This is a genomic window from Mycobacterium lentiflavum (assembly GCF_022374895.2).
Taxonomy (GTDB): Bacteria; Actinomycetota; Actinomycetes; order Mycobacteriales; family Mycobacteriaceae; genus Mycobacterium; species Mycobacterium lentiflavum.
On sequence record NZ_CP092423.2, the window covers coordinates 2,526,663 to 2,551,546 of the forward strand.

Genomic DNA, 24,884 nt, shown 5'->3' on the forward strand with positions numbered 1-24,884 from the left:
GCGGGCGATGCGCGAACGAATCTCGTGGAACGTGGTGGTGCCGCTGCTGGCCCTCGTCACGCTGGCACTGACCTGGGGCACGGAGCCTGGGCCGTCGCTGGCGGCGCTCGAGGCGGTCGTTCTGATCGGTGCCGTGTTGGCCGCGGTGCACCACGCGGAGGTGGTCGCGCACCGGGTGGGCGAGCCGTTCGGGTCGCTGGTGCTCGCCACCGCGGTAACCGTCATCGAGCTGGCTCTGATCATCGAGCTGATGGCCTCGGGCGGAAATGAGGCGGAGACGCTGGCCCGGGATACCGCGTTTGCCGCCCTGATGATCACCACCAACGGCATCGCCGGGCTGTCGCTGCTGCTGGGATCGCATCGCTACGGCGTGACGTTGTTCAACCCGCACGGCAGCGGTGCGGCGCTGGCGACGCTCACCACGCTGGCGACGCTGAGCCTGGTGCTGCCCAGCTTCACCACGACTCGTGGTCGGCAAGAGTTCTCGCCCGGGCAGCTGGTATTCGCCGCCGTCGCCTCGCTGCTGCTGTACCTGCTGTTCGTCTTCACCCAGACGGTGCGGCATCGCGACTTCTTTCTGCCGGTCGCGCAGCGCGGTCAGCAGGGCAGCATGTTCGACGAGGAAAGCCACGCGGAACCGCCGAGCCAAGCCGCGGCGCTGCGCAGCGTCGCGCTGCTGGCGGGCGCGCTTGTCGCGGTCGTGGGCCTGGCCGAACAGGAGTCGCCGGCCGTCGAGAAACTGGTGTCGGTCGCGGGCTTTCCGCACTCGTTCGTCGGCGTGGTGATCGCGGGCCTGGTGTTGCTGCCCGAGACGCTGGCGGCGGTGCGAGCGGCGCGACAGGGCCGCATTCAGACCAGTCTGAACCTCGCGTACGGCTCGGCGATGGCCAGCATCGGGCTCACTATTCCGGGCATCGCGCTGGCGTCGATCTGGATCAAAGGGCCGCTGCTTCTCGGGTTGGGTCCGACACAGTTGGTGCTGTTTGCCCTGACCGTGGTGATCAGCATGCTCACCGTGATCCCCGGCCGGGCGACCCGGTTACAGGGCGAGGTACATCTGGTGCTGCTGGCCGCGTTCGTGTTCCTGGCGATCGTCCCGTAACGGCAAGCAGCGCAAGCGATTACGCCGACGAACGGGCCCGCAGGGTCTGCAGCGCCTGGTCGGCATGGGTGTCCATGCTGAACTCGCTGGAAATCACGTTGAGCACCGTGCGGTCGGTGTCGATCACGAACGTCGTGCGTTTGACCGGCATCAACTTGCCGAGCAGACCACGCTTGACGCCGAACTGGGCGGCCACCGTGCCGTCGGAGTCGGACAGCAGCGGGTAGTCGAAGCTTTCCTTGTCGGCGAACTTGGCCTGCTTCTGCACGGCATCGGTGCTGATGCCGACGCGGTTGGCGCCGACCGCCGCGAATTCGGCGGCCAGGTCGCGGAAATGGCAGGCTTCCTTGGTGCACCCAGGAGTCATTGCCGCGGGGTAGAAGAACAGCACCACCGGTCCGTCGGCAAGCAGGGCGCTGAGCTTGCGGGGCGTTCCGGTCTGATCGGGAAGTTCGAAGTCGGCCACCGTGTCACCAGTTTTCATGGGCGTCAGGCTACGCCCGATCGTCCACCAGATGATGCCGGGCCGCGGGCCTAACGGCACCGGCGGGACCGCCTGGGCCGCGCAAACGCATCTGCGAGGATGGTTGGGTGCGCCCACACCTCGCCGACACGACCTCACGGGAGGAATTCCGCCTGCTCGCGGCGGCGCACCGCTTTGTTCCGGTGACCCGGAAGGTCTTGGCTGACAGCGAGACGCCGCTGTCGGCGTATCGCAAGCTGGCCGCCAATCGACCCGGCACGTTCTTGCTGGAGTCCGCCGAAAACGGCCGATCGTGGTCGCGATGGTCGTTCATCGGCGCCGGCGCACCCTCGGCGTTGACCGTGCGCGACGGCGAAGCGGTGTGGTTGGGTGCGGTTCCGCAGGACGCGCCGACCGGCGGCGATCCCCTCGAGGCGCTGCAGGCCACCCTGGAGCTGCTGTCCACCCGACAAACCAGAGCGGCCCCCGACCAGTCCGAGTCGGGGCTTCCGCCGCTGTCGGGCGGCCTGGTCGGGTTCTTCGCCTACGACATGGTGCGGCGCCTGGAACGCCTGCCGGAAATGGCCGTCGACGATCTGCAGCTACCGGAAATGCTGATGCTGCTGGCCACGGATGTCGCGGCGGTCGACCATCACGAGGGCACTATCACGCTGATCGCCAACGCGGTGAACTGGAACGGCACCGACGAGCGGGTCGACGAGGCCTACGACGACGCCGTCGCGCGCCTGGATGTGATGACCGAGGCGCTGGGCCAGCCGCTGCCGTCGACGGTGGCCACCTTCAGCAAGCCCGAGCCCGACTATCGAGCGCAGCGCACGGTCGAGGAATACGGGAAGATCGTCGACTATCTCGTCGACCAGATCGCGGCCGGCGAAGCCTTTCAGGTGGTGCCCTCGCAGCGCTTCGAAATGGACACCGACGTCGACCCGATCGACGTCTACCGGATTCTGCGAGTGACCAACCCCAGTCCCTACATGTACTTGCTGCATGTGCCGAATAGTGCTGGTGCGACTGACTTTTCGATTGTCGGATCTAGTCCCGAGGCACTCGTCACCGTCGCCGATGGCCGCGCGACGACGCATCCGATCGCCGGTACCCGGTGGCGTGGACAGAACGAGGAAGAAGATCAGCTGCTGGAAAAGGAGCTGCTGTCCGACGACAAGGAACGCGCCGAGCACTTGATGCTGGTCGACCTCGGCCGCAACGACCTCGGCCGGGTCTGCACGCCCGGCACGGTCCGCGTCGAGGATTACAGCCACATCGAGCGCTACAGCCATGTCATGCACCTGGTCTCGACGGTGACTGGCCTGCTCGGCGAGGGCCGCACCGCCTTGGACGCCGTCACGGCCTGTTTCCCGGCCGGCACGCTGTCCGGAGCGCCCAAGGTGCGGGCGATGGAGCTGATCGAAGAAGTGGAGAAGACACGCCGCGGCGTATACGGCGGCGTGCTCGGGTATCTCGACTTCGCCGGCAACGCGGACTTCGCGATCGCCATTCGCACGGCGCTGATACGCAACGGCACCGCCTATGTCCAGGCGGGCGGCGGAGTAGTGGCCGACTCCAACGGTCCTTATGAGTACACCGAGGCGAGCAACAAGGCGCGCGCGGTGCTTAACGCCATCGCCGCGGCGCAGACGCTCAGCGCCCCGGACGCCACCCGCAATGGCTGATGCCCCGCCGGACCGGCGGGCCCGGCTGACGATCGGCCTCGCCCAGCTGCTGCTGGTCATCGCCGCGGGCCTGCTGTGGACCGCCTCGCGGCTGCCGTGGGTGGTGATCCGGTCGTTCGACGGGCTGGGGCCACCCAGGGAAGTGATCCTGGCCGGCGCGTCCTGGTCGACGGTCCTGCTGCCGTCGGCCCTGCTGCTGCTGGCCACCGCCGTGGCGGCGCTCGCGGTGCGGGGCTGGGCGCTGCGCGCGCTGGCCGGGCTGCTCGCCGTGATCAGCCTGGCGATCGGCTATCTGGGCGTCAGCCTGTGGGTGCTGCCGGATGTGGCGGTGCGAGGATCCGAACTTGCCCACATTTCGCTGCTGACGCTGGTGGGCAGCGAGCGGCGGTACGCCGGCGCCGGGTTCGCGGTGGGTGCCGCGGTGTGCACATTGATCGCCGCCGTCCTGTTGATGCGTTCGGCGATGACGGGAGGGGCGAAAAAATACGCCGCGCCGGCGACCCGCCGCTCAATTGCGAGACGCGAAGGTGCCGACGGGGCGATGCTGGAGGAGCCGGGGGCGCCAGAGATGTCGGAGCGGATGATCTGGGACGCACTCGATGAGGGGCATGACCCGACTGATCGGCCCCGCGAGTCTGACACCGAGGGTCGGTGACGGGCCGCGAGCCGACGGTCGCTACCCTTCATTGACGTCGTCGAAATCGGCTCGGAACCGGTTAGGTGACCGTCTGTATGGCTGTAGAAGGGAAACACAGGTATGAGTCCGGCGACTGTCCTTGACTCCATCCTTGAGGGAGTCCGGGCCGATGTTGCCGCGCGCGAAGCGCGTATTCCTCTTCCCGAGATCAAAGCGGCCGCCGCCGCAGCGCCCCCACCTCTTGATGTGATGGCCGCGCTGCGCGAGCCGGGGATCGGCGTCATCGCCGAGGTCAAGCGCGCCAGTCCGTCGGCGGGTTCGTTGGCGCCCATTGCCGATCCGGCGAAGCTGGCTCAGGCCTACGAAGACGGCGGTGCCCGCATTATCAGTGTCTTGACCGAGGAGCGGCGTTTCAACGGCTCGCTCGACGACCTGGATGCGGTTCGGGCCGCGGTGTCGATTCCGGTCTTGCGCAAAGACTTTGTGGTGCAGCCGTATCAGATTCACGAGGCGCGTGCGCACGGCGCCGACATGTTGCTGCTGATCGTCGCCGCCTTGGAGCAGTCGGCGCTGGCGGCGATGCTCGACCGCACCGAATCACTTGGCATGACAGCGCTTGTCGAGGTCCACACCGAAGAAGAGGCGGACCGCGCACTCAAGGCCGGCGCCAACGTGATCGGGGTCAATGCCCGCGACCTCAAGACGCTGGAGGTGGACCGGGATAGCTTTTCGCGGATCGCACCCGGACTGCCCAGCAAGGTGATCAGGATCGCCGAATCGGGTGTGCGGGGTACCGCGGACCTGTTGGCGTACGCCGGTGCCGGCGCCGATGCCGTCCTCGTCGGTGAGGGGTTGGTCAAAAGTGGCGACCCGCGTGCCGCAGTCGCCGATCTGGTGACCGCGGGTACCCATCCGTCCTGTCCGAAACCGGCTCGTTAGTCAGAGCCGCTGCGTTGAAACGTTGAACCCCATGAGCCATCCCCGCGTTGAGCATTGGTGATGGTGGATCTCACTCGCCCCGCCCTTCCGCTTGCGAGCGCGGCCATTTCCGAACCCACCCGACACGACCCTGACTCGGGTGGACATTTCGGTGTGTACGGTGGCCGCTACGTCGCCGAGGCGTTGATGGCGGTGATCGAAGAAGTCACCGCGGCCTACGAGAAGGAACGCGTCAATCCAGAATTCCTGGATCTGCTGGACGACTTGCTGGCCAACTACGCCGGCCGGCCGTCACCCCTCTACGAGGCCACCCGCCTGAGCGAACACGCCGGTTCGGCACGCATCTTCCTCAAGCGAGAAGACTTGAACCACACCGGTTCTCACAAGATCAACAACGTGCTCGGCCAGGCGTTGCTGGCCAAGAGGATGGGCAAGAACCGGGTGATCGCCGAGACCGGCGCCGGGCAGCACGGCGTGGCGACGGCCACCGCCTGCGCATTGCTCGGCCTGGAGTGCGTGATCTACATGGGCGCGGTCGATACCGCCCGCCAAGCGCTCAACGTGGCGCGGATGCGGCTGTTGGGCGCCGAGGTCGTCTCGGTCGACACGGGTTCGCAAACGTTGAAGGACGCCATCAACGAGGCGTTCCGGGATTGGGTCACCAACGCCCACAACACGTACTACTGCTTCGGCACGGCGGCAGGCCCACACCCCTTCCCGACGATGGTCCGCGATTTCCAGCGCATCATCGGGCTGGAGGCGCGCGCGCAGATCCAGGCGCAGGCGGGCCGGTTGCCCGACGCCGTCACGGCCTGCGTCGGAGGCGGGTCAAACGCCATTGGCATCTTCCACGCCTTCATCGACGACCCGGGCGTGCGGCTGATTGGCTACGAGGCAGCGGGCGACGGCGTCGAGACCGGCAGGCACGCGGCGACATTCAGCGGGGGTTCACCGGGGGCCTTTCAAGGGTCGTTCTCCTATCTGCTGCAGGACGAGGACGGCCAGACGATCGAATCTCATTCGATCTCAGCGGGTTTGGACTACCCGGGAGTAGGCCCGGAGCACGCGTGGCTGCGGGAGACAGGGCGCGCCGAATACCGGCCGATCACCGACGCCGAGGCCATGGACGCGTTTCGCCTGCTGTGCCGGACCGAGGGCATCATCCCGGCCATCGAATCCGCCCACGCCGTCGCCGGTGTGCTCAAGCTCGGCACTGAATTGGGCAGCGGCGCAGTCATTGTGGTGAACCTGTCGGGCCGCGGCGACAAGGACGTCGAGACGGCAGCGAAGTGGTTCGGCCTGATGGACGAGCAGGACAAGTGATGACGGTGGAGCAAAGCCATGCCAGCAGGCTGGCACCGCTTTTCGACGCGTGCCGGGCCGAAAACCGCGCCGCGCTGATCGGCTACCTGCCCACGGGCTATCCCGACGTGTCGACTTCGGTAGACGCGATGACCGCCCTGGTCGAATCGGGTTGTGACCTGGTCGAAGTCGGGGTGCCGTATTCGGATCCCGGCATGGACGGCCCGACCATCGCCCGGGCCACCGAGGTCGCGTTGCGCGGGGGAGTGCGCGTGCGTGACACCTTGGCCGCGGTCGAGGCGATCAGCATGGCAGGCGGTCGTGCCGTGGTCATGACGTATTGGAACCCGGTGCTGCGCTACGGGGTTGATGCGTTCGCGCGGGACCTCGCATCGGCAGGCGGACACGGGCTCATCACGCCGGACCTGATCCCCGACGAAGCCGAAGAGTGGATGGCCGCGTCCGAGGAGCATCGGCTGGATCGCATCTTCCTGGTGGCGCCCTCGTCGACACCGCAGCGTCTGGTGAGCACGGTCGAGGCATCGCGTGGATTCGTCTATGCGGCCTCGACGATGGGCGTGACCGGGGCACGCGACGCGGTGTCCAACGCCGCCCCCGAATTGGTCAGCCGAGTCAAAGCGGTATCCGACATCCCCGTTGGCGTCGGCCTCGGCGTGCGATCGCGTGAGCAGGCCGCGCAGATCGGCGGTTACGCCGACGGTGTCATCGTCGGTTCGGCCTTGGTATCGGCACTCGCCGACGGTCTGGCGAGCTTGCGTGCGTTGACCCAGGAATTGGCCGAAGGTGTGCGAGTGTCGACATCATGACGATGTTGCCCACGTATTTCCCCAGCCCACCGCAAGGTGTCTGGCACCTGGGTCCGTTGCCGATTCGCGCGTACGCGCTGTTCATCATCACCGGGATCGTGGTCGCGCTGATTATCGGAGACCGGCGCTGGGCAGCTCGCGGCGGGCAGCGTGGGGTGATTTACGACATCGCGCTGTGGGTGGTCCCGTTCGGCTTGATTGGCGGCCGGCTGTATCACCTGGCCACCGATTGGCGGACGTATTGGGGCCCGGGTGGTGCCGGGTTCGGCGCGGCGTTCCGCATCTGGGACGGCGGGCTGGGCATCTGGGGTGCGGTGGCCCTCGGCGTGCTTGGGGCATGGATCGGTTGCCGACGGCTCGGAATTCCGTTGCCGGCCTTCCTCGATTCGGTCGCACCGGGAATCATCTTGGCGCAGGCCATCGGTCGGCTCGGGAACTACTTCAATCAGGAGCTTTACGGCCGGGAGACGACGCTGCCGTGGGGCCTGGAAATCTTCTATCGCCGCGATCCTTCGGGATACATCGACCCGCATTCACTTGACGGCGTGTCGACGGGCCAGCTCGCGGTCGTGGTGCAACCGACCTTTCTGTACGAATTGCTCTGGAACGTATTGGTTTTCGCCATCCTGCTCTACATCGACCGGCGTTACGCGATCGGTCACGGACGGCTCTTTGCGGCGTACGTCGCGCTCTACTGTGTCGGGCGCTTCTGGGTCGAGCTGCTGCGAGACGACACCGCCACCCACATCGCCGGCATTCGCATCAACTCGTTTACAGCGACTTTCGTGTTCATCGGCGCCGTCGTCTACATCGTTCTGGCGCCGAAGGGCCGCGAGGATCCCGAAAGTTTGCGCGGCAAGGATCACCCGACCGACGCGGAATCCAAGCCCGAAGTCGAGCCGACGGAGGAGCTCGTCAGTGTCGCCGCGGCTTCGACGGTGGCGGCGACTGTGGCCGGTGCGGACGATGACGCCGGCTCGGCGGCGTCATCGGAGTCCGTCGAAACGGCGAGGGTCGAGGAGCCGGAAGCGACCGAGACCGGCGGACCCCAAGCCGAAGCCGACGAGCCGGAAGTCGAGGAGCCGGTCGCCGAGGAGCCGGTCGCCGAGGAGCCGGAAGTCGAGGAGCCGGTCGCCGAGGAGCCGGTCGCCGAGGAGCCGGAAGTCGAGGAGCCGGTCGCCGAGGAGGCGGTAGCCGAGGAGCCGGAAGTCGAGGAGCCGGAAGTCCAGGACGCGGAAGCCGAGGAGGCGACGGCCGAGGCTGAGGCTGAGCAGCCGGAAGCCGACGAGCCGGAAGCCGACGAACCTGAGGCCGAGGAGCCGGAAGTCGAGGAGGCGGTCGCCGAGGAGCCGGCGGCTGAGGCGGAAGAGGCGACGGCCGAGGCTGAGGCTGAGCAGCCGGAAGCCGACGAGCCGGAAGCCGAAGAACCCGAAGCAGAAAAGTTGGACGCTGATCCCGAAACCGCCGAACCCGAGGCGGGGGCCAGCGAACCCGATGAAGGTGCCGAAGCAGCCGCGGAAACCGAAGAAAGCGAGCCGGAGCCGTCAACCCCGGCCGTCGACGTGAAGCCCGAGGAACCCGCAGCTGAGCCGCCTGCGTCGGACCCCGCCCCCAGCGCGGACGACCACCAGACTCGGCGCCGCTGGGCGCTGCGTCGCCGCAACCGGCGTCCCGGCAGCTAGCAAACGACTCGTCGAGGCTGGGGTATACCCAGTTCATCTGGCATGCTGAACACCGTGACCGAACCGTCGTGGAGCACAGCCCCGGACCCCGGCGCACCACCACCGCAGCCGTCGGGATATCCACCGCCATATCCGCAATACCCGCCGTATCCCGGCCCCGTCGGATACGACCCGTCGGCACCCTACGGCCGCCACCCGGTGACGGGGCTGCCGTATTCGGACAAGTCGAAAACCATCGCCGGTCTGCTGCAGCTGCTCAGCCTGGTCGGCATCGGCGGCATCGGCCGCTTCTACATCGGCGACGTCGGACTGGGTATCGCGCAACTACTCGTCGGCTTGCTCACCTGCGGAGTCGGTCTGCTCTGGAGCATCATCGACGCAATCTTGATCCTGACCGACAAGGTCAACGATCCCCAGGGCCGACCACTGCGCGATGGAACCTGACTCGGCCTCCCGCACGGGAGCCCATCGTCACCGCCACGGCCGCTACATCGCTGCCGGTACCGGCGTCCTGTTCGCCGGGGCGCTCGGTTACGTCGGATCCGTCGACCCGCACAACGCGAATTCGGCGTACCCGCTCTGCCCGTTCAAGTGGCTCACCGGCTGGAACTGCCCCTTCTGCGGCGGGCTTCGGATGACCCATGACCTGCTGCACGGCCATCTGGCGGCCGGCATCTACGACAACGCTTTTCTGCTCGTCGGCCTCCCGACCTTGGCCGTATGGCTGCTGGTGCGGTGGCGGCAGGGCCGGCGCGCACTACCGATAGTGGCGGTGATCACGATCACGGTCGCGGCGATCGCGTGGACGGTGCTGCGCAATATGCCGGGGTTTCCGCTGGTTCCGACGATGCTCAGTGGGTAGTCGGCCACAAATCGCAGGGCAACCCGTCGGGACGATTTTCCGATGGCTCAGCGCGGCTACCGTTGGGTCACCCCGACAGCCCACGGCACGACTAAGCTGATCGGCGTGAGTAGACGCGGAAAGATCGTCTGCACCCTTGGCCCTGCAACCCAAACGGATGAGTTGATTCTGGCGCTGGTCGAAGCCGGAATGGACGTCGCCCGAATGAACTTCAGCCACGGCGACTACGCCGACCATAAAGCCGCATACGAGCGGGTCCGTGCCGCCTCGGATGCCACCGGGCGCGCCGTCGGTGTGCTCGCCGACCTGCAAGGCCCAAAGATCAGGCTCGGGCGCTTCGCCACCGGTTCGACCTACTGGGCCGACGGGGAAACGATCCGGATCACGGTCGAGGATTGCGACGGCACCCACGACCGAGTGTCGACGACCTATAAGAGGCTGGCCCAGGACGCCGTGCCCGGTGACCGGGTTCTGGTCGATGACGGCAAGGTCGGGCTCGTCGTTGCAGGTATCGATGGCGACGACGTGATCTGCACTGTGACCGAGGGTGGACCCGTCAGCAACAACAAGGGCATGTCGCTGCCGGGGATGAACGTGACCGCACCGGCGTTGTCGGACAAGGACATTGACGACCTCACGTTCGCGCTGGACCTGGGCGTCGACCTGATCGCGCTGTCGTTCGTGCGCTCGCCGGCGGACGTCGAGCTGGTGCATGAGGTGATGGATAGGATCGGCCGGCGAGTGCCGGTGATCGCCAAGCTGGAGAAGCCGGAAGCCGTCGACAACCTGGAAGCGATCGTGCTGGCGTTCGACGCCATCATGGTGGCCCGCGGCGACCTGGGCGTCGAGCTGCCGCTGGAAGAGGTGCCGCTGGTGCAGAAGCGGGCCATTCAGATGGCCCGAGAGAACGCAAAACCGGTCATCGTGGCGACTCAGATGCTCGAGTCGATGATCGAGAATTCGCGGCCGACCCGCGCCGAGGCCTCCGACGTCGCCAACGCCGTGCTCGACGGCGCCGATGCGGTGATGTTGTCCGGGGAGACCTCCGTCGGTAAGTTCCCGCTGGCAGCCGTCCGGACGATGGCACGAATCATCTGCGCGGTTGAGGACAATTCCACCGCGGCACCGCCGTTGACCCACGTGCCGCGCACCAAACGCGGGGTGATCTCGTATGCCGCCCGCGACATCGGCGAACGGCTCGACGCCAAGGCGCTGGTCGCCTTCACCCAGTCCGGAGACACGGTGAAACGGCTGGCGCGGCTGCACACCCCGCTGCCGCTGCTCGCGTTCACGGCGTGGCCCGAGGTGCGCAGCCAGCTGGCCATGACCTGGGGTACCGAGACGTTCCTCGTTCCGATCATGGAATCCACGGACGAGATGATCCGCCAAGCGGACAAGTCGCTGATTGATCTGGGCCGTTACAAGCGGGGCGACCTGGTGGTGATCGTCGCTGGTGCGCCGCCTGGCACAGTAGGGTCAACCAACCTGATCCACGTCCACCGGATCGGCGAGGACGACCTCTAAGCGCAAGGAGAGCCCGTGCCGGCCGGCAATCAGCCGAATACCGAATTTTCGTCTGATTTTCAAGAACTGCTGGCGGTCCTAGACCTCAATCGCGTTGATGACGAGCTGTTCGTCGGGTCTCATCCCAGCAAGAACCCCATGCGGACCTTCGGCGGGCAGCTGATGGCGCAATCGTTCGTTGCGAGCAGCCGCAGCCTGCTCCGGGACGATCTGCCGCCCAGCGCGCTGTCGGTGCATTTCGTCAACGGCGGCGACACGACCAAGGACATCGAATTCCACGTCTCCCGGTTGCGCGACGAGCGGCGCTTTGCCAACCGGCGCGTCGACGCTGTGCAGAACGGCACACTGTTGTCCTCGGCGATGATCGCCTACATGTCCGGCGGCCGCGGCCTAGAGCACGCCGTCGAACCGCCTCAGGTGGGCGAGGCCCTCGCTCAGCCGCCGCTCGGTGAGCTGTTGCGCGGCTACGAGGAGACCGTCCCGCACTTCGTCAACGCGCTGCAGCCGATCGAATGGCGCTACACCAACGATCCGGCGTGGGTGATGCGGGACAAGGGGGAGCGGCTGCCGCACAACCGGGTGTGGCTCAAGGCGCTCGGCAAAGTACCCGACGACCCGGTGCTGCACACCGCGACGATGGTGTACTCCTCGGACACCACAGTGCTGGATTCGGTGATCACCACCCACGGCCTGTCGTGGGGCTTCGACCGCATTTTCGCAGCGTCGGCCAACCATACGGTGTGGTTTCACCGGCAGGTCGACTTCAACGACTGGGTGCTGTATTCGACATCGTCGCCGGTGGCCGCGGATTCCCGCGGGCTGGGCACCGGCCATTTCTTCGACGGCACCGGCCAAATCGTCGCGACCGTGACCCAAGAAGGCGTGCTGAAATACTTTCCGCCCTCGGGCCGCTAACGGTTATCGAATAGTTACCCAACCGCGGTTCGAATTCGATTCTGCGGGAACGTAATCGAGCGTGCCGTCGGATAAGCCGGATATTCGAGCTGCTAAAGAGGCTGGTGCACAACGTGTTTCGTTATCTTTCGCGGCGTTTCCGGAGATCTTCGACGACACGGATCGCGGCCGGTTGGAGCGAGTTTTCTACTGGTTGATCCATCTGCTCGACGCGTTGATCGCTCTCGAGTCGTTGTATCGATACGTGCGCAAGTTCCATGCGCTGGGCGCCCGACGTTAGGCGCTGGTATCGCTGACACAGCTGGTGCCGCTGGTGTTCGTCTTGCTGGCACTGGAATTCACGCCACGCCGACGTCACCTCTGAGTACAGGCTCTTGGCCGATGTGCAGCTCGGCACAGCGCACCGCCGCGGGCAGGTGGTGAGTGGCCACCACCACCGTCCGCTCACTGCTCATCAGCCCGGACGACGAGGTCAGCAAGTCCGTCAAGACCCGTTCGGCGTCGAGCGCGTCGAGATGTTCGGTGGGCTCGTCGAGCAGCACGATACGAGCCGGCGATAGCATTGCCCGGGCCAGCAGCAGCCGTCTGCGCTGACCCGCCGAGATCGCGTGCGCGCCGCCGATCAGCACCGTCGACAGCCCCTCGGGCAGACGCGCGAGCCAGTCACCGAGGCCAACCGAACTCAGTGCTGCCGCCAGTTCGTCGTCGCCGCAGTCGCCGCGGGCGACCAAGAGGTTGTCTCGAACCGTGGTGGCAAAGATGTGCGCGTCCTCCGCGAAAAAGCACACTGCACTGGGCAATTCGTGCTCGTCGAACCGGCTCAGGTCCGTACCGTTCAACATTGCGTGGCCGTGCAATGGCGGCACCAGGCCCGCGAGTGTCATCAGCAGTGTCGTCTTCCCGGCGCCACTGGCGCCGGTGACGGCCAGCCGTGCGCCCGGCTCGAGGTCGACGGTCACCGGGTGTGAGAAAGCCTGCGGGTGGCCGAATCGCAGGTCGGCCGACAACCTCGCGGTGCCGACCGGTATTGGTGTCGGCGCAGGAGATTCGGATTCGGCGTCCTGGACCGTCGGCGCCAGATCGAGCAGACGTCGCGCGGCGATTCGTGAACGCGTCAGCTGAATAGCGGCCCTCGGTAGGGGAGTCATCGCCTCGAATGCGGACAGGGGCAACAACATCAAGACGGCCAATGTGGTAGGGGCGACCGCGTGTGCCAGCCCGATCCCGGCCACGACCGCGCCGAGCACGCTGGCTCCGATCGCGGCGGTGGGCATGGCCTCGGCCACCGCGGCCGGCCTGGCGGCCGCGTCCAGCGCATCACTCCAGCGGAGCTGGCGACGATGCGATTCCGCGATGACGTCGGACAGGGCGCCGGCGACGCGGAGCTCGGGGGCGTGCTCGAGGGCGGTCATCGCCGCCGTGTCACGCTCGGAATGCTGTTGGCGGGCAACCTCTTCCTGGGTAGCCGCCGCCCTGCCCGCCAGCAGGGGAGCCACCACGCCGGTGATCAACAGGCAGATCGCCAGCACCGTGCCCGCCGCCGGCGAGATGACCGCGACCGCGACCGTTGCCGCCACCGCCAACACGGATGCGACGCCGATCGGGACAACGGCCCGCACCAGGACGTCGGCGAGTTCGTCCACATCGGCGCCGACGCGGGCCACCAGTTCACCGCTGTGCAGCCGAACAGCCACCGCGGCCGGTCCGTGCGCCAGCCGGTGATAGATCTGCGACCGCGCAGCGCCGGCCGCGCGCAGCGCGGTGTTGTGCGTGGCCAGTCGCTCACAGTAGTGCAGCACGCCCCGCGAGATCGCGAACAAGCGCACCGCGACGACCGCGACGGACAAGTCGAGGATGGGCGGCATCTGCCAGGCCCGCGTGATGAGCCATGCCGAAACGCCGGCCAAGGCCAGCGCGCTGCCCAGCGACAGCACTCCCAACGCGATGGCGGCCAGGATGCGGGGCAGCCGCGGCTGCAGCAGGCTCGACGCCGCAACCAGCGGATCAGACTCGCGCACAACGCACCTCGCTGTCCGAAACCACCTCGACCACGTGGTCACCGATTGCCACGACGGGTTGCCGGTGGCCCACGACCACGACCGTCGCCCCGGAGCGCGCCCGCTCCACGATGGCCCGCAGTACCCGCTGCTCGGTGTCGGCGTCCAAATGGGCGGTGGGCTCATCCAGTAGCAGCACCGAAGCCGACGACCCGAACGCGCGGGCCAGGCCCAGCCGCTGGCGCTGTCCCAGCGATAACCCGGCGCCGTCGCGTCCCAGCGTGGTCTCCAGCCCGTCCGGCAGCTCGGCCAGAACGGCATCGAAGCCTGATGCGGCACAAGCAGTTTCGAGGTCATCCAACTCGCCGAACAGGGCTAGGTTGTCGCGGACCGTGCCGGGGACCAGCACCGGGCGCTGCGGCAGCCAGGACACATGTCGCCACCACGCGCTCTGTTCCAACTCCGCCACGTCGACCCCGTCGACCAGGACTCGACCGGACGACGGCACCGTGAGTCCCGCGATCGCCTGCAGCGTGGTGCTCTTGCCGGCGCCGTTGCGGCCGGTTAGGACCGTCACACGACCCGGCGGGATCGCCCCGGTCAACTCGCAGGGCGAATTGCCGTCGCGGCCGGCCACACTGAGCTGCTCCAGCCGGATCTCCGTTCCACTCGCGACGACCGTTCGGTCGCGCCGCGCGGCCACGGTGTGTTCGCCGATCAGCGCGAACGCCTCGTTGGCCGCGGCCCGACCGTCTTGAGCGGCATGGAATTCCACGCCGATGCGGCGCAGCGGCCAGTACACGTCGGGAGCCAGCAGCAGCACGGTCAATCCGGTGGTCAGGGTCATCTCGCCGAACACCAGGCGCAGACCGATACCGACCGCGATCAGCGCGACGCCCAAGGTGGCCAGCAATTCGAGCACCAGCGCGGACAGGAATGCGATCCGCAGCGTCGCCATCGCCGAGCGTCGATGGGCCGCAGCGAGTTCAGCGATGCGATGTTCGGGGCCCGACGCGCGGCCCAACGCCCGCAGCGTGGGGATACCCGCGATCAGGTCCAGCAGCCGGCCCTGCAGTGTCGTCATGGCGGCCAGCGCGGCCGCTGATCGTTCCGCTGTCGCGAGCCCGATCAACACCATGAAAATCGGTATCAGCGGCAGCGTGATCACCACGATCACCGTGGATTTCAGGTCGTAGAGCGCGATCACGGCCACGGTCGCCGGAGTCAGGATCGCGGCAAGCAGCAGTGTGGGCAGATAGCCGGTGAAATAAGGACGTAAGCCGTCCAGGCCGCGGGTTACCACAACCGCGGCCGCATCCCGCTGCGCGTCGATTTCGGTGGGTGGCCGGGCGGTGACCGCCGTCAGCACCTGATCGTTGAGATCGGCGATCACCGCGCTGGCGCCGCGCTGGCCCAGGCGCGTCTGCAACCACTGTGTCACTGTGCGGACGACCCACAGCGTCAACAGGATTGACAGCGGTCCCAGCCAGCCCCGCAGATCACGAGCCAAGGGATCGGCGATGATGCCCGCGACGATGCCGGCCAGCACGATCGCCGAGCCGATCGCGCAGCCGGCGATCACCACTCCGCAGCTCACCGTGGCGGCCAGGTAGCGACGTAACGCGATCGATGCCCGCCACAGTCGCGGGTCCAGGGGCGCCCGGGAATTGCGTGTGCTCAGGACGGGCGCCTTGCCAGGCCGATCGACGGGGGTATCCGGTCAGTCGAGATCCGTTGCCGGAAGACCCAATACGTCCACGCCTGGTACACGACCGTCAGCGGGGCGAAGAATGCGGTCACCCACGTCATGATCTTGAGCGTGTAGGGCGTCGACGACGAGTTGTAGATCGTCAGGCTCCACTGCTTGTTCAGCGTGGAGGGCACCAAATCGGGATACAGCACGCCGAACAACAGAATCACCACGGCCGCAACGACCACTGCTGTGCTGGCGAACGCCCAGCCGTCGGAGGCGCGGCGCCACACCAACGCCACGGCGGCCAGCTGTGCGACGACTGCCACGGCCAGCACCAGCCAGGTCCAGGTCTTGCCATGCGCCAGCTGTGTCCAAAGCCCAAAGGCGCCAACGAGTCCCGTAACCGGAAGCGATAGCTGCTTGGCGAATCGGTGCGCGTCGTCGCGGATCGTGCCGGACGTCTTCAACGCGACGAACACCGCGCCGTAGAACAAGAACAGCCCGGCGGTGGCCAGACCGCCCAGTAGCGTGTAGGCGTTGAGCACGTCGCCGATGGAGAGATGAATGTGACCGTTGGCGTCCACCGGCAGGCCGCGCACCAGGATGGCGAACGCCACACCCCACAGCACCGCGGGCAGCCAGGACCCGGCCGCGATGGCGAAATCGGCCAGGGCGCGCCATTTCGTGTCGTCGATCTTGCCGCGCCATTCGATGGCCACAGCACGCACGATCATGCCGAACAGGATCGCGAGCAACGGTAAATAGAGCGTGGAGAACACGCTCGCGTACCAGCCGGGGAAGGCGGCGAACATCCCGGCGCCGGCGGTGAGTAGCCAGACCTCGTTGCCGTCCCATACCGGGCCGATGGTGTTTAGCGCGGCGCGTCGGTGGTTCTCCCTGTCGCCGGTGCCGGCGCGACCGAAGGGTTCCATCAGCATGCCCACGCCAAAGTCGAAGCCCTCCAGGATGAAGAAGCCCAGGAACAATACGGCGATGATGCCGAACCATAACTCTTGCAGCGCCATTGGTTAACTCCTTCCCGGGTCAGTAGGCGAACGACAACGGGGCCACTTCGTCGTCGCCGGGTACTTTTGGCGGTGCGGGTTCCGCATCGTGTTCCATCGGACCCTCGGCGACGTAGCGCTTCAGCAGCCAGAACCAGATGACCGCGAGCACCGCGTAGACAAGGGTGAACAGCACCAGCGAGGTGACGACCATGCCGGCCGCGTGATCCGACACGCCTTGGCTGACCGTCAGCCGGACCTGCTGGTCGCCGGTCGGATTCGGCGCCACAAGCCATGGCTGGCGGCCCATTTCGGTGAAGACCCATCCGGCGCTGTTGGCCAGGAACGGAGTCGGGATGGTCAGTAGCGCGAACCAGGAGTACCACGATTGGGTGGGGGTGCGGCCGCCGCGGGTCAACCACAAGGTGGCGAGCGCGAACAGCACCGGGATCGCCATCAAGCCGATCATCATGCGGAACGACCAATAGGTGACGAATAGGTTGGGCCGGTAGTCATTTGGCCCGAACTTGCGTTGATCGTCCTGTTGGATGTCGCGTACGCCCTGCAACGTCACACCGGTGAATTTGCTCTCGGCGAGGAACGGCAGGACGTAGGGCACCTGGATCACGCGGGTGATGCTGTCGCAGTTGTTGTGCGAACCGACCGTCAGGATAGAGAAGTCCGGATCGGTTTCGGTGTTGCATAACGATTCCGCCGATGCCATTTTCATCGGCTGCTGCTGGAACATCAGCTTGCCCTGCTGGTCGCCGGTGAAGAACAGCCCGACGGTGGCGAACAGTGCCACCCAACACCCGAGGATCGCCGCCGGACGAAACACTTTGCCGAGATCCACGTTCCCTGTCTTTTGCGCGCGAATCAGCCACCAGGCGCTCACCGCGGCGACGAAGGTGGCGGCGGTCAGCAACGAGCCGTTGACCGCGTGTGAAAACGCCGCACGGGCGGTGTTATTGCTGAGGAACGCCCCGATGCTGTCCATCTCGGCGCGCTTGGTCGCCGGGTTGTAGTGCGCGCCAACCGGATGCTGCATGAACGAGTTCGCCGAGATGATGAAGAACGCGGACACGTTGACGGCGATCGCGACGATCCAGATGCAGGCCAGGTGCACGAGTCGCGGCAACCTGCTCCAGCCGAAGATCCACAAGCCGAGGAAGGTGGATTCGAAGAAGAAGGCGGCCAGGCCTTCCATCGCGAGTGGGGCGCCGAAGATGTCGCCGACGAACCGCGAGTATTCGCTCCAGTTCATGCCGAACTGGAACTCCTGCACAATCCCGGTCGCCACCCCGATCGCGAAGTTGATCAGGAGCAGCTTGCCGAAGAACTTGGTCAGGCGATACCAGGCGGTATTACCGGTCGCCACCCACACGGTCTGCATGACGGCGACCAATGGGGCCAGGCCGATCGTGAGCGGCACAAAGATGAAGTGGTAGACGGTGGTGATACCGAACTGCCACCGCGAAATGTCGACGACATTCATCCGTCATCTCCCGTGACTGCAGCGTTCTACGACGCAGTGTAGTAGTTAAACGCTTCCCGCGCCATTCCCGAGTTCTTTGGAGGCCTTGCGGATTCCGAAGGACGCGATCACTTCGAAGACGCCGATGACGGCCAGCCATATGCCGACAACGATCGCCAGCGTGATGATCGATGCGAAGGGATAGGCGAGCACGACAACGCCCGCTATCAGGGTGATGGCGCCGACGAAAATCGACCAGCCGCGTCCCGGCAGCGTCGGATCGCTGATCGCGGAAACCGTTGTGGCCACACCACGGAAGACGAATCCGATGCCAATCCAGATGGCTAGCAACAGGACCGCATACCCCTGGCCGAAGTGGCGAAATGCCAGCACGGCCAGGATCAACGATGCGGCACCGCTGATGAACAGCAGGATGCGACTGCCCGCCGAAACATGCAGGCTGAAAGCGAATACGACTTGTGCGACACCGGTAATCAGCAGATAGACACCGAAGGCGATCGCGGCGGCCAGGACGGATATCCCCGGCCACGCCAGCACCAGGACACCGACGATCAGCGTCAGGACTCCCGATACCAGCGTGGATTTCCACAGATGCGGCAACATGCTTGGAACTTCGGTGGGCTGCATAGGCTCACTGTGGCACAACCGCGCAAGCGAAAATAGGGGCTTTAGACCGTGGCGTCGTGCGTCGTTCGGGGTTCCTCGGCGGGCATGTCTCCGGGTTCGGCGGCTGCCGGCTTGCGGCCGATCAGGTACCAGGTGTGCATCACGCCTTTACCTTTGACCTCGATCCGGCCACGCTCGCGCAGCACGAACTCGTCCTTCAGGCGCTCGTACACGTCCTCGGGCACTTGAATCTGTCCCACCGAGTCCGTCGATTCCATCCGGGCCGCGACATTGACCGCGTCGCCCCACACGTCGTAGAAGAAGCGTCGCGATCCCACGACGCCCGCGACCACGGTGCCCGTCGCGAAGCCGACGCGCATCGGCACCGAGTCACCCTGTGCGTCTTGGATTTTCGCCGCGGTGGCGACCATGTCGAGGGCAAAGTCGGCCAGTGCGTGCAAGTGGTCGGGCCTGGGTCGCGGGACCCCGCTAACCACCATGTAGGAGTCTCCGCTGACTTTGATCTTCTCCAGCCCGTGTTTGTCCACCAGTTCGTCGAAAGCGCTGTAGACGCGGTCCAGGAACTTGACGAGGTCGCACGGTGCGGTCGAGCTGGCGCGCTCGGTGAAGCCGACCATGTCGGCGAACAGCACCGAGGCCTCCTCGTATCGGTCGGCGATGACGTCGCGCTCGGGTTCTTTGAGCCGGTCGGCGACGCTGGCCGGCAACATGTTGGCCAGCAGGGCTTCCGAGCGCTCGTGTTCGGACTCCATGACGTCTTCGGCGCGTTTGGTATCGCGCAGCGCGAACCACACCGTCACCACCGCCATCGTGCAGGCCGAGATGGTCGTGATGATAAAGCTCGTCCGTTCGGCCCAGGGCTGTTCGAGCCCGGTCGAGCGGGGGACGAGGAACTGCAGGGCGATCACCAGCCCGGCGCCGATGGCTGCCAGCAGCGCGGCCAGGCCGATGCGCTCGATGCCGAGCTGCAGCACAACCAGGCTCGCGTTGGCGATGAAGTAGTACTGGACGCCGGAGCCGGTGCCGACCTCCAGGCAGATGAAGAAGATGACGAGATACGCCGAGACGATGTAGGTAAGGGGCGCAACCAATTCCCCGAAGCGATGCAGCCACGGGACGGTCAGGAAGATCATCGCCGCGATGAGGGTGATCACCTGGGTTCGCTGGGCGAAAGTTCCGGCCCAGATGCCCAGGATCCCGAAGAGCAGGCTGATGACCACCGCCATCATGGCGTTGATATTGAGCACCCGGGCGCGGCGGTCGTGGCTGTCGGCGTAGTGATCGTTGCGGGCGCGATTCTTGGCCCGCACCGCCGCTTTACAGTCCGGGCGTGCCGAGTCATCCGGCCGACTGGGTGGGGCACCACATTTTCTAGCCACCACTTTCAAAGAGTAACCGTTGGCCAGGACATTCCCCAACGCCGCGGTGGGCTAACTCGGGCCGGGACTCCCGGTCGGCGGCGCCCCGCGCAAATGGATGTGCGTGTCACGGAGGCGAGTGGTCCGCCGTCCGCCGGATGGGGTGAACCCGGGCAGGTGCTCGACGGGCACCGTTCCGGCATGGGTTCGGACCACGACCGGCATGGCCAGCATCATGGCGAACACCCGCGACTCGCGCTTTGCCTGCTCTCTCGCGATGAACAGCACATCCAGGGGGTACCACAGGCCAACCCACGCCACCACGAGGAACACGCCGTTGCCGAGCAGTTCACCGGCGAGCTCACCCACCATCGGGCGAGTAAAGATGTACGACAGCGCGATGCCCGCAACGAAGAGCACCGAGCCGCTGATGAGTGACCGCATGCCCTGGCGCCAGATCAGGTCATGCTGCCGATCGGCCCGGCGCACTGCCAAAGCGCAGTAGCGGCGGACCGACGACTCCAGGGTCGCTGCCAGTTCTTCGGAGCATTCGCCGGTGATATCCAAAACGATGCGCTGAACATTGGAATGTCTTTTCTGGGCCAACATCAGCTCGACGAGTTCGTCCATGCCGCTGTCGATTCGGTGCGCGCCGGATAGCAGGGCCCGCTCGTCGACGGCGAACAGGTCGGCGGGCTCGTCCAGTTCAATGACGATGTCCGACAACGGTTCCTGTCGATCGCGTCGCAGGTTCACGCCACCACCTCCCGCACGAGAAGGCGCCGCTTGTCACGGCATGCCCGAATACTACTGAGGTCGGCGTGCGTAGCCCGGATTTTCACCGAATATATTGGTGGACAAGCGATCTCAGTTGTCCACTAGCTGCCCGTGAAATGACTATCCACCCCTCCGTGGAGGGGTGGATAGAGCCGAGCCACTTAGATGCTGATGCAGGAACCGCCGGGAATGCAGAAGCTTCCGCATCCCGAAGTGGTGAGCGGGGTCAGCACGATAACGATGGCAACGAACAGTTTGCTGAAACGCGACACGACGAACTCCATTCTGGGTGAACGGGGTAAAGCGTGCTTACTGTACGTCTGTTGAACAAGTGAAAAACGTGTCGCGAATCAACCGTGTCGCATTTGGGATTGCGGTGTTATTTCGGCGTTGCGCGAACGCAACAGGCGGCTCGTCTTGAGTCGGCGGAAATAATAGCGGTGAAGCTCGCGCAGGCCAGTTGGATGGGGCGCCCGGCGGGTGGGTTTGTTGTCAGGGTTGGGTAGTGCTCCGCTCGCGGCGATTTCGTTCGGTCTTGACCATCCAAATGGCGGCGAACTCCTCGTGGCGCTGCAGACCGAGCCGGACGCACAGCAGGTGGCTCGCGCTTTGCAGCACGTCGGGCGTCATCACCGCGTCGCGCTGGGCCGGGTCGGCCCAGAACGCGCGCAGGACGGCGCCCAGGTCGTTGTCCGCCTTGATGCGCGGATGTTGTTTGCGCAGCCCGGTTTTGATTTTGTGTACCGCCGTGCCCAGCTCTCGGCTGTAATTCTCGACGGCGACGTCGATCACCTCACCGGCGTGCGCCCGGCTCGGGTCGAGGCCGTCGAGCCATTGGGTCAGGACACCGGCCGCGGCCTCGACGCCTGGCCTGATGAGCGGAGCGGAGATGGCCGGGGTCGGTGAGTTGGGGTCGACGATCGGCAGCATGGCAACGATCTGCGCGGTCTCCAGACAAAATAGCCGTTCGTAGCACGGAAAGCTTCGGGTTCCGCCGTACCGTTCCAGTTCACGGTGGTACACGGGGATCGTGTAGTCGCCGATGCGCCCGGCCAGGCGAGCCTCGGCCATCCAGGCCAGGACGTCGCTAAGCTCGACAATTGGGCGTTGCACGCGCATGCGTAGCTGGTCTCGGTCGTTTTCTCGGTAGCGTACGAAGTACCAGGCGCCGGCGAGCTCCGGGAAGGCGTCTGCGAATGCCAGCAGGGTGCGGTCGTGGGAGCCGCGGGCAGCGGAGATGGTGAACGCGGTCCACTCGCCGCCCGGCGCCAGCAGCCGGTGCTCGTCGTCGGCGGGGTCGTGCAGAGGGTAGTTGGTCAGGTCGGGCTCGACGCGCGACGTTCCCGGGGCGACGACGGTGACCACCACCTCGGCCGGGTGCGCTGCCGCCCGGTCGTCCCGCACGACACCCATCTGATCGGGCCCCGGTGCGCGGAACAACCACCGGTTGCCAGCACTGATTTCGTCGAGCAGCAGCTCGAGGTGCGCCGGATGTTTCGTGTCGAGGTGCAGCTGGTTGTCGTGCGGGCCGATGCGGATATACCGGCTGACGCCGGTATCGGCGAGCCAGTCCCGCAGCGCAACCTGGGTTCGGTCGGCGGCCTCCGGGTAGCGCCATCGCTCCTCGGCCAGAGTGACGCCCCGGTATCGGACTGCCGGGAGATGGTTCAAGATCGCCTCGGCCTCGCCCCAGGACCAGAACGGCAGCCGGATCCCGGCATCGGAGATTTCCCGCAGTAGCCGGATGGCTTTGGCAGAAGCGCGGGTCGTGGCCATGTTGAGCTGGCGCACGCTCGCCGGTGTGCCGTCGGCCAGGACCGTCCGAACGCGCCCGTCCGCATGACCGAGGTAGACGTCGGCAAGGGTGAGGACCGGGCCGCTCGGGAGGTGCGGACGCGCATTGACCGCGAGTGTCACCGAGTACAACGGCGCGGTCGCGGCGACCTCGTTGATGGAGTCGGTGCCTGCGATGTAGTCGACTCCGCACAGGATTCCCCGGCCGCCGGTGTTGTTGGACCACCAGGCGGTGTCGACATCGACGCAGCGCTGCGCGTGTTCCCGCACCCGGGGAATGACGGCGGTGAAGCGTCCGGCAGCGGATCCGCCCGGGAAGCCGATTCCGTTGATCGTTGCCCGCAGACCCGCCGGCTCGCGGTGGAGTCCAAGGATGAGATCGAAGCTGCCGGGCATGCCTTCGGGCGCCGGGAAGCTCGCCAGGTCGGTGTCGGTGAGCTCCACGACGCCGGACGCCGCCCGTCGCAAAAGGCGGGCGATCAGGTCTCGACGCCGGTCGGCAGCGGGGTCGTCGTCCGCGGCGCGGGCGGGAGGGGCGACAGTCTCGTAGGTCCTCGGGTAGCCGATCCCGAGTTCCTCGTCGACCGCGGTCAGGAACGGCACCCGCGTATTGCCGTATCGCTCCAGGAAAGCGGCGCTGAACTCATCGAGCGCGGGGGTGGCCGGCAAGTGCGCCATCGTCGCGGCCAGGGACGTCATGGCATCGCAGGCCGCGTCGACGACCGACTCGGACACCTTCCCCGACGCATCGAGTTCCACATCGACGTGGACATCGCGCTGGGTGTCCTCTGCTGAACACAGCTGCAGCAGCGAGTCGAGGCTGCCGTCGCCGACCGGGTCAGACGCTTCGGCATACCGCGCGAGGGCAGCCCGCATCTCGGCGGCGCCGGGCACGCGCGCCAAGGGGTCGGCATCGAATGCAGAGTGCTCCGCCTCGCACAACAGCACCTCGGCCTGCAGCAAGTCGTCAACGAGCTTCTGGACTTTCAGCGAGCCGGCGGCGGGATAGGCCACGGCGACCCGCCGCTCGATGTCTAGCCGTGCCGCGGTTCCGGTAGCGGCGTCGATGGCCAGCCGGGCCGGCCCGGTCGCCCTGATCGAGGCGAGGGTGTGGGTCTCGTCGATGCCACGCATGACGGTCACGACCAGCCGGTCGGCTCTTTCGATCAGCGCCGGGTTGGGGTGCAGCCGCGCCTGAGGCATCGCCCGCATCTCTTCCACGAGCCGCCTGGTCACCGCGCCCGCTGCCCTGACGTGGCGGATGTGTGACTTCCCGAGCATCGGTTCCCCGTCGCCGACCGGCAGCACCGCCACGCCCGCGAACATGCCGAACGGTGTACACCTGGTGCTGAGTCGCAGCGCGTACTTCAGCAGGCTCTTGTGCAGGCGCTTGCGCTTCTTCTCCGGTGTGCCCGTACCCGGCGACGACAGCAGCTTGTCAACCTCGGCCGCCAGCACCGGGCTGGCAAGCAGCACCGCCTCCCGGATGATGTCACCCGACCAAAGCCGGGCGATGGCATCGCGGTCACCCCACTCACCAGGGTCATCGGGATATTCGGCGACCGTCCCTAGCGAACACCGGATGATCACGCTGTCGCTGAGTGAACGCATGTACGAGGGCGGATTCTGGCGAGGGTGATCGGTCATTAAAGTTTCATCCGTGAACGAGCGCGATCACGAAAGCCGATACAGTCGACCGGACATATTCGCCAGCCGGGCGTATGGCCGGAATAAGCAATAATCACGTAGTGTGGCAATGTTGACCAATGTTTAATCTGCCAACTCTTCAACATAGTCAGGTACTACCTGTCATCAGCGCAGCGGGCATATCCGAAACCCGCTCCTTAACTGTTGAGGTTTGCTACCTGGAAATGGCAACCGGCATCACTGCCGGTCGGATCGGGGGCCCTGTAGTCCATCGATTCTCGGGCCGGGCGCTGACTCAGATCTGAGGGAACTCCTGAATAAGAGCAAAAGGTTGAACACGACGAGTACCGCGTTGATGTAGCTTCCGGGCCGGTGCATTAAAGGAATTAGCAGAATGATCACGCAGTTGATTCCCAGCGCAATTTTAGGCCACGTTCTTGCGCCTGTTCCACGGCGGCTTAAAACTATAATAGAAATAGCTAGCAGAATGACATATAAGAGCGATGCTACGATCCACCAGTACTCAAACCACCAATCTTTGAGCATGG

At 65.9% G+C, this 24,884-nt stretch carries 20 protein-coding genes and 1 pseudogene; 12 read left to right on the forward strand and 9 right to left on the reverse strand.

Features of this window, described 5'->3' with window-relative positions:
- The first annotated feature begins 7 nt into the window (after positions 1-7).
- Positions 8-1,102 (forward strand): calcium:cation antiporter, encoded by a 1,095-nt coding sequence (locus MJO58_RS12030; protein ID WP_090601681.1) that lies wholly within the window; start codon positions 8-10, stop codon positions 1,100-1,102.
- Positions 1,103-1,121: 19 nt separating this feature from the next.
- Here the strand turns inward: MJO58_RS12030 and MJO58_RS12035 are convergent, their stop codons facing one another.
- Complete coding sequence (locus tag MJO58_RS12035) at positions 1,122-1,586, reverse strand: peroxiredoxin (RefSeq protein ID WP_090601682.1); 465 nt, start codon at positions 1,584-1,586, stop codon at positions 1,122-1,124.
- A 107-nt stretch (positions 1,587-1,693) separates the two neighbouring features.
- On the opposite strand from MJO58_RS12035, the gene MJO58_RS12040 reads away from it, so the two are divergent.
- From MJO58_RS12040 to MJO58_RS12090, 11 genes and pseudogenes are all read left to right on the forward strand, one after another.
- Positions 1,694-3,256 carry an anthranilate synthase component I gene (locus MJO58_RS12040; protein ID WP_239722947.1) on the forward strand — a complete coding sequence of 521 codons (1,563 nt, stop codon included), beginning with the start codon at positions 1,694-1,696 and terminating at the stop codon, positions 3,254-3,256.
- A complete protein-coding gene (locus MJO58_RS12045) occupies positions 3,249-3,911 on the forward strand; it encodes a TIGR02234 family membrane protein (RefSeq protein WP_239722948.1) in 663 nt (220 codons plus the stop codon). Before MJO58_RS12040 ends, MJO58_RS12045 begins: the two co-directional genes overlap by 8 nt.
- A gap of 102 nt (positions 3,912-4,013) precedes the next feature.
- Positions 4,014-4,832, forward strand: a complete 819-nt coding sequence (gene trpC, locus MJO58_RS12050) for an indole-3-glycerol phosphate synthase TrpC (RefSeq protein ID WP_090601685.1) — start codon at positions 4,014-4,016, stop codon at positions 4,830-4,832.
- Positions 4,833-4,892: 60 nt separating this feature from the next.
- The gene (gene trpB / locus MJO58_RS12055; protein WP_434086344.1) at positions 4,893-6,155 is read left to right on the forward strand and encodes a tryptophan synthase subunit beta; all 1,263 of its coding nucleotides are present in this window, start codon (positions 4,893-4,895) and stop codon (positions 6,153-6,155) included.
- Positions 6,152-6,961: a tryptophan synthase subunit alpha gene (gene trpA, locus MJO58_RS12060; RefSeq protein ID WP_090601687.1), complete on the forward strand. Its 810-nt coding sequence runs from the start codon at positions 6,152-6,154 to the stop codon at positions 6,959-6,961. The genes trpB and trpA overlap by 4 nt, the downstream gene beginning before the upstream one ends.
- Positions 6,958-8,643, forward strand: a complete 1,686-nt coding sequence (locus tag MJO58_RS12065; protein WP_239722950.1) for a prolipoprotein diacylglyceryl transferase — start codon at positions 6,958-6,960, stop codon at positions 8,641-8,643. The genes trpA and MJO58_RS12065 overlap by 4 nt, the downstream gene beginning before the upstream one ends.
- Before the next feature lie 42 nt (positions 8,644-8,685).
- On the forward strand, positions 8,686-9,087 hold the full coding sequence (locus tag MJO58_RS12070) for a TM2 domain-containing protein (protein ID WP_239722951.1): 402 nt from the start codon (positions 8,686-8,688) through the stop codon (positions 9,085-9,087).
- Entirely contained in the window at positions 9,077-9,505 is a 429-nt protein-coding gene (locus tag MJO58_RS12075; protein WP_239722952.1) for a DUF2752 domain-containing protein, read from the forward strand. The genes MJO58_RS12070 and MJO58_RS12075 overlap by 11 nt, the downstream gene beginning before the upstream one ends.
- A 105-nt stretch (positions 9,506-9,610) precedes the next feature.
- Positions 9,611-11,029 (forward strand): pyruvate kinase, encoded by a 1,419-nt coding sequence (gene pyk / locus MJO58_RS12080; protein WP_090608901.1) that lies wholly within the window; start codon positions 9,611-9,613, stop codon positions 11,027-11,029.
- 15 nt (positions 11,030-11,044) lie between these two features.
- Complete coding sequence (locus tag MJO58_RS12085) at positions 11,045-11,944, forward strand: acyl-CoA thioesterase II (protein WP_239722953.1); 900 nt, start codon at positions 11,045-11,047, stop codon at positions 11,942-11,944.
- Between the two features lie 82 nt (positions 11,945-12,026).
- Positions 12,027-12,308 (forward strand): annotated as a pseudogene (locus tag MJO58_RS12090) (phosphatidylglycerol lysyltransferase domain-containing protein); the annotation flags it as partial.
- Here MJO58_RS12090 and cydC read toward each other — a convergent pair.
- The 8 genes from cydC to MJO58_RS12130 form a co-directional block, all read right to left on the reverse strand.
- The gene (gene cydC / locus MJO58_RS12095) at positions 12,283-13,962 is read right to left on the reverse strand and encodes a thiol reductant ABC exporter subunit CydC (RefSeq protein WP_434086345.1); all 1,680 of its coding nucleotides are present in this window, start codon (positions 13,960-13,962) and stop codon (positions 12,283-12,285) included. The pseudogene MJO58_RS12090 and the gene cydC sit on opposite strands and share 26 nt — an antisense overlap.
- Positions 13,949-15,538, reverse strand: a complete 1,590-nt coding sequence (gene cydD, locus MJO58_RS12100) for a thiol reductant ABC exporter subunit CydD (protein WP_239722954.1) — start codon at positions 15,536-15,538, stop codon at positions 13,949-13,951. The genes cydC and cydD overlap by 14 nt, the downstream gene beginning before the upstream one ends.
- Before the next feature lie 80 nt (positions 15,539-15,618).
- On the reverse strand, positions 15,619-16,659 hold the full coding sequence (cydB, locus tag MJO58_RS12105; RefSeq protein WP_090601694.1) for a cytochrome d ubiquinol oxidase subunit II: 1,041 nt from the start codon (positions 16,657-16,659) through the stop codon (positions 15,619-15,621).
- A 19-nt stretch (positions 16,660-16,678) separates the two neighbouring features.
- A complete protein-coding gene (locus MJO58_RS12110; protein ID WP_090601695.1) occupies positions 16,679-18,133 on the reverse strand; it encodes a cytochrome ubiquinol oxidase subunit I in 1,455 nt (484 codons plus the stop codon).
- Positions 18,134-18,178: 45 nt separating this feature from the next.
- Complete coding sequence (locus MJO58_RS12115) at positions 18,179-18,778, reverse strand: HdeD family acid-resistance protein (protein ID WP_239722955.1); 600 nt, start codon at positions 18,776-18,778, stop codon at positions 18,179-18,181.
- A gap of 23 nt (positions 18,779-18,801) precedes the next feature.
- Entirely contained in the window at positions 18,802-20,142 is a 1,341-nt protein-coding gene (locus MJO58_RS12120; RefSeq protein WP_239722956.1) for an adenylate/guanylate cyclase domain-containing protein, read from the reverse strand.
- Between the two features lie 48 nt (positions 20,143-20,190).
- Positions 20,191-20,874: a hypothetical protein gene (locus tag MJO58_RS12125; protein ID WP_239722957.1), complete on the reverse strand. Its 684-nt coding sequence runs from the start codon at positions 20,872-20,874 to the stop codon at positions 20,191-20,193.
- Between the two features lie 513 nt (positions 20,875-21,387).
- Entirely contained in the window at positions 21,388-24,336 is a 2,949-nt protein-coding gene (locus tag MJO58_RS12130; protein WP_239722958.1) for a lantibiotic dehydratase, read from the reverse strand.
- Between the last annotated feature and the right edge of the window lie 548 nt (positions 24,337-24,884).

Bases quoted from the DNA above. Each gene is read 5' to 3' on its own strand.
- MJO58_RS12065 (WP_239722950.1), top strand. From the start codon at position 6,958: ATGACGATGTTGCCCACGTATTTCCCCAGCCCACCGCAAGGTGTCTGG.
- trpB (WP_434086344.1), top strand. From the start codon at position 4,893: ATGGTGGATCTCACTCGCCCCGCCCTTCCGCTTGCGAGCGCGGCCATT.
- MJO58_RS12070 (WP_239722951.1), top strand. From the start codon at position 8,686: ATGCTGAACACCGTGACCGAACCGTCGTGGAGCACAGCCCCGGACCCC.
- MJO58_RS12075 (WP_239722952.1), top strand. From the start codon at position 9,077: ATGGAACCTGACTCGGCCTCCCGCACGGGAGCCCATCGTCACCGCCAC.
- cydB (WP_090601694.1), bottom strand. From the start codon at position 16,659: ATGGCGCTGCAAGAGTTATGGTTCGGCATCATCGCCGTATTGTTCCTG.
- MJO58_RS12130 (WP_239722958.1), bottom strand. From the start codon at position 24,336: ATGACCGATCACCCTCGCCAGAATCCGCCCTCGTACATGCGTTCACTC.
- MJO58_RS12030 (WP_090601681.1), top strand. From the start codon at position 8: ATGCGCGAACGAATCTCGTGGAACGTGGTGGTGCCGCTGCTGGCCCTC.
- MJO58_RS12035 (WP_090601682.1), bottom strand. From the start codon at position 1,586: ATGAAAACTGGTGACACGGTGGCCGACTTCGAACTTCCCGATCAGACC.
- trpC (WP_090601685.1), top strand. From the start codon at position 4,014: ATGAGTCCGGCGACTGTCCTTGACTCCATCCTTGAGGGAGTCCGGGCC.
- MJO58_RS12045 (WP_239722948.1), top strand. From the start codon at position 3,249: ATGGCTGATGCCCCGCCGGACCGGCGGGCCCGGCTGACGATCGGCCTC.
- MJO58_RS12110 (WP_090601695.1), bottom strand. From the start codon at position 18,133: ATGAATGTCGTCGACATTTCGCGGTGGCAGTTCGGTATCACCACCGTC.